General features: G+C 42.3%; 9 protein-coding genes and 1 riboswitch. Of the genes, 7 read left to right on the top strand and 2 right to left on the bottom strand.

The genetic code is table 11. The features are described from left to right. Positions 1-31 precede the first annotated feature (31 nt). Together JCM16456_RS01735 and JCM16456_RS01730 are read left to right on the top strand one after the other, a co-directional pair. Positions 32-511 (top strand): YbaK/EbsC family protein, encoded by a 480-nt coding sequence (locus JCM16456_RS01735; protein ID WP_068711819.1) that lies wholly within the window; start codon positions 32-34, stop codon positions 509-511. A 214-nt stretch (positions 512-725) separates the two neighbouring features. Next, complete coding sequence (locus tag JCM16456_RS01730; protein WP_162266521.1) at positions 726-1,481, top strand: replication initiation protein; 756 nt, start codon at positions 726-728, stop codon at positions 1,479-1,481. 69 nt (positions 1,482-1,550) lie between these two features. Here the strand turns inward: JCM16456_RS01730 and JCM16456_RS01725 are convergent, their stop codons facing one another. After that, positions 1,551-2,099, bottom strand: a complete 549-nt coding sequence (locus JCM16456_RS01725; protein ID WP_068711815.1) for a single-stranded DNA-binding protein — start codon at positions 2,097-2,099, stop codon at positions 1,551-1,553. Between the two features lie 295 nt (positions 2,100-2,394). Here JCM16456_RS01725 and JCM16456_RS01720 point away from each other — a divergent pair, with 295 nt between their 5' ends. The 4 genes from JCM16456_RS01720 (at position 2,395) to JCM16456_RS01705 (ending at position 8,827) form a co-directional block, all read left to right on the top strand. After that, positions 2,395-3,042, top strand: coding sequence for a helix-turn-helix transcriptional regulator (locus JCM16456_RS01720; RefSeq protein WP_068711813.1), 648 nt, complete (start codon positions 2,395-2,397; stop codon positions 3,040-3,042). A gap of 116 nt (positions 3,043-3,158) precedes the next feature. Next, entirely contained in the window at positions 3,159-4,028 is an 870-nt protein-coding gene (gene galU, locus JCM16456_RS01715; RefSeq protein ID WP_068711811.1) for a UTP--glucose-1-phosphate uridylyltransferase GalU, read from the top strand. A 136-nt stretch (positions 4,029-4,164) separates the two neighbouring features. Beyond that, positions 4,165-6,987, top strand: a complete 2,823-nt coding sequence (uvrA, locus tag JCM16456_RS01710; RefSeq protein ID WP_068711809.1) for an excinuclease ABC subunit UvrA — start codon at positions 4,165-4,167, stop codon at positions 6,985-6,987. Positions 6,988-7,054: 67 nt separating this feature from the next. Beyond that, complete coding sequence (locus JCM16456_RS01705; protein WP_068711807.1) at positions 7,055-8,827, top strand: PglL family O-oligosaccharyltransferase; 1,773 nt, start codon at positions 7,055-7,057, stop codon at positions 8,825-8,827. A gap of 47 nt (positions 8,828-8,874) precedes the next feature. On the opposite strand, the gene JCM16456_RS01700 is transcribed toward JCM16456_RS01705, so the two are convergent. Next, a complete protein-coding gene (locus JCM16456_RS01700; protein WP_068711805.1) occupies positions 8,875-10,002 on the bottom strand; it encodes a pyridoxal-phosphate-dependent aminotransferase family protein in 1,128 nt (375 codons plus the stop codon). A gap of 173 nt (positions 10,003-10,175) precedes the next feature. Further along, positions 10,176-10,351, top strand: a riboswitch (Lysine riboswitch). 119 nt (positions 10,352-10,470) lie between these two features. Here JCM16456_RS01700 and lysC point away from each other — a divergent pair. Next, positions 10,471-11,820, top strand: a complete 1,350-nt coding sequence (gene lysC, locus JCM16456_RS01695) for a lysine-sensitive aspartokinase 3 (RefSeq protein ID WP_068711803.1) — start codon at positions 10,471-10,473, stop codon at positions 11,818-11,820. The last annotated feature ends 48 nt before the right edge of the window (positions 11,821-11,868 follow it).

Genomic DNA, 11,868 nt, shown 5'->3' with positions numbered 1-11,868 from the left:
ACAATAATTAACCTAAAAATTAAGGTCATATATGCAGCAAGCTATTCGCCATATTTTATCTGAAAGTGGTATTTCGTTCTCTATTGAGACGTATGAATATAACCCACAAGGATCATCGATCGGGGTTCAAGCAGCCCAGTCCATGGGACAAGATGAAAATAGTGTTGCGAAAACACTGATTATTGAAGTCGATAAAAAACAACCGGTCTGTGTAGTATTACCTGTTCATAAAAAGGTTAACATGGATAACGTTGCCAGCCTATTGATGGGAAAAAAAGCTCGTATGATGAATGCGGATAAATCCACCAAATTAACTGGATTTGTCTCCGGAGGAACCAGTCCTCTAGGCGTATTTAATTTAATGCCAGTGTACGTTGCCAAAGAGTTGATGAACCTCAAAGCGCTCTACGTAAATGCTGGTGATCGAGGTTTGGTTGTCAAACTCGCACCACAAGATCTTATCCAGCTCACAGGAGCTAAAGCTGCAGCGGTATCTCTTGAGCTTGCATAAAGAATAATGTTTCCGAACAGGTAACGCGTACAGGTTTCATGAAACCTCAATATAACTCGCTAACTGTTCATTTTTCAGTGGTAGCCAAAGAGCATTTAATTCTCTATGTTAATAGAGTGGTTAGTCTCTTTTAAGCATCATTTAGATGTGGGATTTCTCTCTCAAAGAGAAATCTTGACCTTAATGAACAGTCGATATGTGGCATGGTGAGACTATGACGATAAAAAAATCTCCATCAATCAATATTAATAAAATGCGTAATAAAGTTGTGGTGAAAAGTAATGACTTTATCCAAGCATCTGAATACAAAATTTCATATAACCAGTACAAGGTCATAAAGTATTGCTTTGCCTCCCTCGCTGACAAAGAACAACCCTACGTCGACATCAATATCAAAGAGTATTGCCAAGCGATTGGGCTAACTCTGCAATCGAATAATTTTTCAGGGATTCGAGACGCACTTAGCACTATGGTCGGAGCGCCGTTTAAAGTAGAAAGTGAGCAGATCAGCATTAATGAAGCAATCATCGATAGTGTTGATTTTCCTTCAAAAAATGAAGCTCGCATTCGTATTTCGGATTCGTATACACCACTTGTGCATTACGTTGAACCACCTTATACACAATACAAATTTATTAACATTGCCTTTTTGACCAGCTACTACTCCATTCGTTTATACGAAATGTGCAAATCTTGGCAGGTGAAAAAATCATTTACTATTGAAGTGGATAAACTTCGTAAGCAGTTTGGCGTTGAAGAGTCGTTAAACTGTTGGCAGCACTTTAAAGAGCGCGCTTTACTGAAACCTATTCAAGAAATTAACCAGTTAACCGACATCAATGTCGAAATGTACTACATCAACCGATTACGAACCGTAAACCAAATTGAGTTTCACATTTCGTCTAAAACACGTGAAGAGCGTGCCAAGGTAAAACAGTACATTGAAAAATACATCGATAGTAAATACTAAAGTTGATGATAAAGAAAAGCTCACACCAAGGTGTGAGCTTTTTTGATCTCTTCGCATTCTAAAGAAGTCTTAGAACGGGATATCGTCATCAAAGTCCATTGGCGGCTCATTATACTGAGGCGCTGACTGAGAAGGTTGTTGTTGTTGCTGCTGTTGTGGCTGCTGAGGAGCATTGTACTGCGGTTGCTGCTGCATCGCAGGTTGCTGAGGTTGACCCCAACCACCTTGCTGTTGTTGCTGCATTCCACCAGCCGGAGCGCCACCTTGACGACCACCTAGCATTTGCATTACACCATTAAAACCTTGCACGACAACTTCTGTTGTGTATCGGTCTTGACCACTTTGATCTTGCCATTTACGAGTCTGTAATTGACCTTCGATGTATACTTGAGAGCCTTTGCGTAGATACTCACCCGCTACTTCAGCAAGTTTGCCAAACAGTGCAACACGGTGCCACTCAGTTTTCTCACGCTGTTCACCTGTTGCTTTATCACGCCAGGACTCTGAGGTTGCGATAGTGATGTTTGCTACCGCACCACCATTTGGCATATAACGAATTTCAGGATCGTTACCTAGGTTGCCAATTAAAATTACTTTGTTCACACCACGGCTTGCCATGTTCTGCTCCGTCTATCACTGTGAGTGTTTCTAAAATTAGTCAGCAAGGATAACATGCTTTATCCTTCTCACCAATCTTCCCTTACCGCCACGACTCTATTGGTACTGTGCTAAAAATCAAAGTTCATGTCATTCATCTTGATTTTGCGGGCGGTCTCTTATTTTTGTTTTTCCTCTTACTCAACCTTAGACAAAAGCTAAGAAGTTGAACGCAAATTTCTCAAATTTGTATCGTCAACACAGGTATTATCTTTGTAAAAACGTGCCATCAGATGAGCAATTGAGAGAAAAGACGATGGCAAAAAATCAATACGCAAGAACCTTGTACTTGATAACGTTGAACACGCAAAAGGTGAATCAAGAAATGCTTGATGCACTAAAACTTCTATGTGTTAATGTTCCAATTGTCACCCCTGAAGAAATCTCTCTTCACTATCAAGAATATAAGCATAAAATCTTGCTGTTGAGTTACGGTGAGCATCAAGCTTTACGTCAGGCACTCTCTCCAATTCAAATTACTGAACAACGTTTTGAGGTTGTTCTATTCGATGTACCTAAACGGCTAACGACACATGAATTGCTAGGGTTTGGTCGTCTACGTGGCGTTTTTTATCAAGGAATGCCTACTGCTGAGATGGCGGTCAGTCTAGCGGATATTATTAATGGTCGAATTCGATTTCCAGAGCATGTTAGTGAACAGTTGATCAATTATTGGCAAGCAAAGCTTCATCAAGAAATACCCCACCCTTTTCCCATGCTGAGTCAACGAGAAACCGAGATATTACGTAACCTTTGTTCTGCGAGCTCCAATACTGAACTTGCGGATACACTCTTCATCAGTGAATTGACGGTGAAATCACATCTCTACAATATTTATAAAAAACTTAACGTGAAAAATAGGGTCGAAGCCATAGAATGGGCAAAGCAAACCCTAAGGTTGTAGTGCGTTTTGCAGCACATTTTTATCTTAAGATCTGGCAAATCTACTGATACAGAACGTACGCCCGTGTTAAAGTGCCCACAAGCATTCGAACTTTCGATTTTAAATAGGTCATTGTTATGATTAAAAAGTGCCTTTTCCCTGCAGCTGGCTACGGCACGCGTTTTTTGCCAGCAACCAAATCCATGCCAAAAGAGATGATGCCAGTCGTCAATAAACCACTCATAGAGTACGGTGTTGAAGAAGCCATTCAAGCAGGCATGAACGGCATGTGTATCGTGACTGGACGCGGCAAACACTCCATCATGGATCATTTTGATATGAACTATGAGTTGGAGCATCAAATCAAAGGCACCAACAAAGAAGAGCTGTTAGGCGACATCCGTAGCATTATGGACAGCGCGACATTCACGTTTATTCGTCAAAGAGAAATGAAGGGCTTAGGCCATGCCATTCTAACCGGTCGTGAACTGGTTGGTGATGAGGCCTTTGCTGTGGTTCTTGCTGATGACTTATGTGTCAATGAAGACAAAGGCGTATTGGCGCAAATGGTCGCGCTTTATAACCAGTTCCGCTGTTCAATTGTCGCGGTTCAGGAAGTTCCTGCAGATGAAACGCACAAGTACGGTGTAATCTCTGGTGAAATGATCAAAGACGATATTTACCGTGTAGATGACATGGTAGAGAAACCTGAACCTGGCAAAGCACCAAGCAACTTAGCAATCATTGGTCGTTATATTTTGACTCCAGATATTTTTGATCTCATTGAAAAAACTGAACCAGGAAAAGGCGGCGAAATTCAAATTACTGATGCACTGTTAAAGCAAGCCAAATCTGGCTGTGTACTGGCGTATAAATTCAAAGGTCACCGTTTTGACTGTGGTAGCGTAGAAGGCTATATCGAAGCAACTAACTACTGCTATGAAAACCTCTACAAGAAAAATGAAAAGAAAGTGGCCTTAGATAAGCATTCAACCAAAAAAGGTTAATACACTTTTTGCGTTGAATCCCAAATCAAACAGTTAGGAACGAGCGTTTCTAACTGTTTTTTTATCCAGTACTTCTTTGCACAATTCTCACTCTATGTAATACTTGTCACCTCGGTATTTTATGTAGAGCAGACAGATGGACAAAATCGAAGTACGCGGCGCTCGCACCCATAACTTAAAAAATATCAATATCACAATTCCAAGAGACAAATTGGTTGTGATCACCGGACTTTCTGGTTCAGGAAAGTCTTCTCTTGCATTTGATACGCTCTACGCTGAAGGACAGCGTCGTTACGTTGAATCACTGTCTGCTTATGCGCGCCAGTTTCTATCATTAATGGAAAAGCCTGACGTAGACCATATTGAAGGTCTCTCTCCTGCGATCTCTATCGAGCAGAAATCAACTTCGCATAACCCACGTTCTACCGTGGGTACGATTACCGAAGTCTATGACTATCTGCGCTTGCTCTACGCGCGCATCGGCGAACCTCGCTGTCCCGAACATGGCGTTCCTCTAAGCGCTCAAACAGTAAGCCAAATGGTAGACCAAGTTTTAGCACTTCCTGAAGGTTCGAAAATGATGCTCCTTGCGCCAATCATCAAAGAGCGTAAAGGGGAACACGTTAAGACTTTGCAAAACCTAGCAGCACAAGGTTTTATCCGCGCTCGTATCGACGGAGAAACCTGTGATTTATCCGATCCACCAGCTCTAGAACTACAAAAGAAACACACCATTGAAGTGGTTGTTGACCGTTTTAAAGTACGGGCAGATTTACAACAACGCCTCGCGGAATCGTTTGAAACTGCACTAGAACTTTCTGGTGGTGTCGTTGTTGTTGCACCAATGGATGGAGATGGTGAAGAGCACGTCTTTTCTGCTAACTTTGCTTGTCCTCACTGTGGTTACAGCATGCGAGAGTTAGAACCTAGACTCTTTTCTTTTAATAACCCTGCAGGGGCATGTCCAACTTGTGACGGTTTAGGCGTACAGCAATATTTTGATGCTGAACGCGTGATTCAAAATCCAAACTTAAGCCTCGCCGATGGCGCTATCGTGGGTTGGGATAAGCGTAATTTCTATTATTTTCAGATTCTGGTTTCTCTCTCTGAACACTATAAGTTCAAATTAACTACGCCGTTTGATGAGCTACCAAAGAAGATTCAAGACACCATATTACATGGTTCTGGCCATACCGAAATTGAATTTAAGTATGTAAACGATCGTGGTGACATCCGTATCAAACGCCATCCTTTTGAAGGCATTTTGAATACTCTAGAACGTCGCTATCGTGAAACAGAATCCAGCTCGGTACGCGAGGAACTGAGCAAATATATATCCAATAAATCTTGTGCAAACTGTCATGGTACTCGCTTAAGGGAAGAGGCTCGCAATGTCTTTATTCATGATACAGCCTTACCCGAAATCGTTGAGTTGAGTATTTCTGATGCGCTGGGCTTTTTTGACACCTTAGAGCTAAAAGGTCAAAAAGCCCAAATTGCAGAGAAAGTAATGAAAGAGATCAAAGATCGCTTACATTTTCTAGTCAATGTGGGGTTGAACTACCTTAACTTATCACGCAGTGCCGATACTTTATCTGGTGGAGAAGCTCAGCGTATTCGCTTAGCAAGTCAAATTGGTGCAGGTCTTGTTGGTGTGATGTATGTACTTGATGAACCTTCTATCGGCTTACATCAACGCGACAATGAGCGCTTATTAAAAACTTTAATTCATCTGCGAGATCTAGGTAATACTGTTTTAGTCGTTGAGCATGATGAAGATGCTATTCGTACAGCTGATCATGTAATTGATATTGGTCCAGGTGCTGGTGTTCATGGCGGTCAAGTTGTCGCAGAGGGTAAAGTGGATGAGATCATTGCTAATCCAAACTCTCTTACAGGACAATACCTCAGTGGCGCAAAATCAATAGCAGTTCCGACTCAACGCGTTGCAAAAAATGCCAAGAAAGTTGTTGAGGTGCTGGGAGCAACGGGCAATAACTTAAAGAATGTCGATTTATCCATTCCGGTAGGTCTATTTACGTGCGTAACTGGTGTGTCCGGCTCAGGGAAATCAACCTTAATAAATGATACCTTCTTTAAAATTGCGCACACAGCACTCAATGGAGCAACCACCTCAACACCAGCTCCATACAAAAAAGTAAAAGGCTTGGAGCATTTTGATAAAGTAATCGACATTGATCAAAGCCCAATTGGTCGAACTCCACGCTCTAACCCAGCCACTTATACTGGAATTTTTACCCCAATCCGCGAACTCTTTGCTGGTACTCAAGAATCTCGTTCTCGTGGTTACAAACCTGGCCGATTTAGTTTTAACGTCCGTGGCGGGCGCTGTGAAGCTTGCCAAGGCGATGGGGTAATCAAAGTGGAAATGCATTTTCTACCCGATGTGTATGTTCCATGCGATGTTTGTAAAGGGAAACGTTATAACCGGGAAACCTTAGAGGTTCGCTACAAAGGCAAAACGATCCACGAAGTGCTTGAGATGACCATCGAAGAATCTCGCGAATTTTTTGAACCAGTTCCGGCTATTGCTCGCAAATTGCAAACATTGATGGATGTTGGTTTATCTTATATACGTTTAGGTCAAGCAGCGACTACACTTTCGGGTGGTGAAGCTCAACGAGTTAAATTGGCTCGTGAATTGTCTAAACGAGATACGGGTAAAACACTGTATATTCTCGATGAACCAACCACTGGTTTGCATTTCCACGATATCCAGCAGTTGCTTACAGTGCTTCACCAACTGCGCGATAAAGGAAATACGATTGTCGTCATAGAACACAATTTAGACGTGATAAAAACGGCAGACTGGATTATCGATCTTGGTCCTGAAGGTGGACAAGGTGGTGGTGAAATCATTGCAGAAGGCACACCCGAAGACATTGTTGATGTGGCAAGTTCGCACACAGCTCGATTCCTTAAACCTATGTTGAAATAGGACAAAAAGGTAAAGTATCGAAGCCAGCATGAACGCTGGTTTCTTTTTATAAGTCTATGAGAAAATTATGGCGATATTACTCTTAAGCGGTACTAAATTGGAACCAAGAGCCCCAGTGGTTCCGCTCAATAAAGCCTTTATTTACGCAATCGCATTACTCTATGTTTACGCGATGCATTTTTTTATGTCTAACCCTGGCGGTTCTGGACTTGCACTCTCTTTTAATAGTACAACTTGGATAGCCGTCAGCATTGCCGCGGGAATTGGGTTGTATCAGTTGGGTAATAATTTAAAACTCCGCTACTCCAAACTCACTGTTGGCCTATTGATTGCTTGCATCCTTATGACAATTCCGGTGCTTTACCGCAATGCGTCTTTAGAAGAGAGTGCTTTACGACTGATAGGACTTTGGAGCGGCTGGGGCTTTTTTCTATTACTGCAACAATTTCAGTTCAGCAATAAAGAACGTCAACGTTTACTATGGCTCATTATTCTCGCAACGTTGATAGAGGCTATCTTTGGCCTTTATCAATATTTTATTGCTCCCGAGAGAACCGATGGCACACTAAGGTTTTTGCGCCCTTATGGTATTTTTCAACAACCTAACGTCATGGCGAGCTTCATGGCTACTGGGTTTGTTCTCGCTGGATATATGCTTGCACGCCAACCGCAAAAATATAATCGCCGGATCATTGAAATATCGTTACTTTATATTGCCACGTTTGTATCAACCTTGCTCTTAGTGGTATTAGCATCACGTACAGGTTGGCTAGCCTTAGTGCTTACATCCCTACTGTTAACACCTTATCTCTATAAGTACGCTCCGCGCCGCCGATTTATTAGCTGGGTAGCCATTATTATCCTTGGGGTATCATCTGGTATATCAGCCGTCCAGATTCAAGGAAATGCCGGATTTGTGGTTAATAAAGCCGATCTTCAAAGCCCTCGTCGCTATACGTTTCCCCAAACCCTCGACATGGTGATTGAAAAACCATTTACTGGTTATGGCTATGGTAAATTCGAATCTGAATATTTGTTATACACAGCTCGTCAGCACCAACTCAATGCTAATTATCACCCCGGATTACCCTCAATGGATCATCCTCATAATGAGCTACTTTACTGGGCTGTTGAGGGTGGTTTGCTACCTATCGTTGGTATTTTCATTGCTGTAGGGTTTGTGCTTTTAAGGCTATATCACACAAAAAAAGATACGCGCTTAGCTCTGTTCGCTCTGATTGTACCGATTAGTTTGCACACCCAACTTGAGTATCCTTTTTACCATTCAGCTGCTCATTGGATCACTTTTTTAATTCTGCTGTACTGGATTGATCAACGTTCAGCAAAGTATAGCTATTGGCCATTCCACCAATGGATAAAAGCCGGGTTAAGAATATTCTCGCTACTCATACCATTACTCACAATAACCTTTATGGGCAGCGCATTACAAACTAACTATGTTTTACTACGGTTTGAGCGTTTACCCCCGCATGACATCTCCTTGCTAAGTAAGGTAACTAACTTGTATGTATGGCAAGACCGTTACGATTGGGACGTATACAGCACTTATTTAGGTATGGGATTAAAACAACACGAGCCGAAGTATATTCAACCTTTTATTGATTGGACATTAGAGATCATCAAACGGAAACCAAGACCTGAATTCTACAAAAATTTGATTATTGCTTATCAAAGCATTGGGGAAGCTAGCCGCGCAGAACAGATTCGTAGTGAGGCTAAGTTCTTATTCCCAGGAATGGCATTAGAGTTGGATTCCGTGCAATATGTCGATCCAGCGACAAAGTCAGCCGCCTCATCCGTTGCTTCAAAAACACCTTAATCACATAAAGAAGTAAGGCCTGAAAACTCAGGCCTTATCTCTAAAGATTACTTACTCGTGTTTAGAGAATCCTCTAATGCACTTAAACATAGAGCCACATTTTCTTCCCTAGCGGCGTACCCCATCAAACCAATACGCCATGCCTTCCCTGCCAATCCACCTAATCCTGCACCAATCTCAAGGTTATAAGTCTTAAGCAAGTGCTGCCTTACTGCACCGTCATTTACCCCTTGAGGTAAGTAAACCGCATTCAACTGCGGCAAACGATATGCCTCATCAACCACAAATTCAAAGCCTAAATTTTCTAACCCCACTTTTAACTTTTGATGCATGGTTTGATGACGTTTCCAAGCATTTTCTAACCCTTCCTGCTGTAACATTAACAGCGACTCATGTAATGCGTATAAACTGTTCACTGGCGCTGTATGATGATAGCTACGCCGCCCTTCACCACTCCAATAAGCTAGAACCAGTGTTTGGTCCAAAAACCAACTTTGTATCGGAGTCTTACGTGAACTAATTTTCGCAATTGCAGCATCTGAGAATGTCAGAGGTGACAACCCTGGAACACAAGAAAGGCATTTTTGACTACCAGAATAGACCGCATCAAGCTGCCATTCATCCACCAGCAGTGGCACACCGCCAAGAGAGGTCACCGCATCAACAATACTGAGCATACCGAAACGTTTAGCCAAAGCACCTAAAGCTTGGGCATCACTAAGAGCCCCTGTCGAGGTCTCTGCATGAACAAATGCTAACGCTTTTGCATCCGGATGAGCTTTAAGGGTTTGCTCGACTTTATCGACAGAAACAGGAGCGCCCCATTCATCATCTACGACAACGACCTCACCTCCACAACGGAGCACGTTCTCACGCATTCGTTCGCCAAAAACACCATTGCGACACACAATCACTTTATCGCCTGGCTCGACTAAATTTACAAAGCACGCTTCCATCCCCGCACTACCAGGTGCAGACAAGGCAATGGTAAAACTGTTTTTAGTTTGAAATGCATATTGCAGCAAAGACTTCACTTCATCCATCATAGTAATAAATAACGGATCCAGATGCCCCACTGTTGGTCTACTAAGTGCTTGTAATACTTGAGGGGAAATATCTGAAGGACCAGGGCCCATCAAAATACGTCGTGGTGGTAAAAAACTGGTAATGGCCATAACGCCTCCTTGCTGACAAACAAATTGCTAAGCTTAGAGTAGATGGAAAAGCATTCAATGCCACTAACGATTAGTCAGAAAGGATGAGTCATCATAAAAATTGCAGTTAACTGGCATAATCATGCAATTTACGATTGACATTAATCACACAAACACGTTCAATGAATAGGCTATCAAGCAGAAGAGGAGCACTACCCAGGTAGGTGTTTTGTGGAACCACAATTCCGATACAATTCACTGAGGGGGAGTAGTGCCGAGATAAGTCATAATGTGGTAATGACTTGTCGGGTGAACGGGCTGAATCCCTTCAACTGTCATCAGCTCCGTCTGATGAAGAGCTTCTGAGGTCTTCTTAACCTTTCTTAGTTAACACCTCTTTTTGGCTCTACGTCTCTCTCTTCATATTATTAGGACATAAGGTTGTTCTTACAACCCATTTTATTTTAGGACGTATCGGGAGAATACATCGTGAGCGCATTTAATGTAGCGAAATTTGGCGGAACTAGCGTAGCAGACTTTATCGCAATGAGTCGCTGTGCTGCTATTATCGAAAACAATCAAAATACCAAATTGGTTGTGAGTAGTGCCTGTTCAGGTGTAACCAATTTATTGGTTGAACTGGCTAACGGTGTAGCAGACGCTGATGTCCGAGCTGCGCTCATTAATCAAATTGCAGATATACACCATGCAATCATTGACCAATTAAGCGAACCCACTCAAGTTGAAAAACAGGTTCATGCTATTTTAGACATCGTGACCAGTGCTTCAGAAGCTGCATCATATCAATCTAGCCATAAACTGACCGACCATTTAGTGGCTTGCGGTGAGTTGATGTCGACTTACATCTTGACTCAAGTTATGGTCGAGCGTGGTATTAATGCTGTCCGTTTTGATATTCGCGAAGTACTACGTACCGATGACAACTTTGGTAAAGCAGAACCTCAACTTGTTGAAATTGACTCTCTAGCCAAAGAGCTTCTTGTTCCTCTTTGTCAAAACCATGTTGTGGTGACTCAAGGCTTTATCGGCTCCGACGAAGATGGCAACACCACGACACTAGGTCGTGGAGGCAGCGACTATTCTGCAGCATTGATCGCAGAAGCGGTTCAAGCATCCGGTTTAGAGATCTGGACTGACGTCCCTGGCATTTACAGTACCGATCCTCGCATTGCACCAAATGCCCAACCAATTCCTGAAATCAGCTTTAACGAAGCGTCCGAAATGGCAAATTTCGGCGCCAAAATTCTTCATCCATCAACGTTACTACCAGCATTACGTGATGGTATTCCCGTATTTGTAGGATCTTCAAAAGAACCTGAACGTGGCGGCACGTGGATACGCCAAGAAGTAGAAAGCGCTCCACCATTTCGAGCTCTTGCACTACGTAATAATCAAACTATGGTGACATTACATAGTGCAAAGATGTTCCAAGCATGTGGCTTCTTATCTAAGGTATTTGAAATACTTGCTAAACATAAAATATCTGTCGATTTAATTACAACTTCAGAAATTAGTGTATCGCTAACTCTGGATAAGACTGATACTTCCGGCGGAGCTCCAGAACTACCACAAGCAGTGAAAGACGAGTTACAAGATCTGTGTACCGTAAAAGTAGAACACGATTTAAGTTTGGTGGCTTTAATAGGTAACCAAATGGAAAACCGTGGCTACGCGAAGCAAGTGTTTGGTGTACTTGATGATTTTAATTTGCGTATGATTTGCTATGGTGCCAGCGACCATAATCTTTGTTTCTTAGTTGATTCATCATCAGCTAAAGAAGTGATTCAGCATCTCCATGGTGAGCTGTTCGAAAAATAATAAAAAGCCTACTGGCGAACGAGAAGTAATAAGGGCCATCATTTGATG

The organism is Vibrio tritonius, assembly GCF_001547935.1.
Lineage (GTDB): Bacteria > Pseudomonadota > Gammaproteobacteria > Enterobacterales > Vibrionaceae > Vibrio > Vibrio tritonius.
This window is presented reverse-complemented; position numbering and strand designations above follow the sequence as displayed.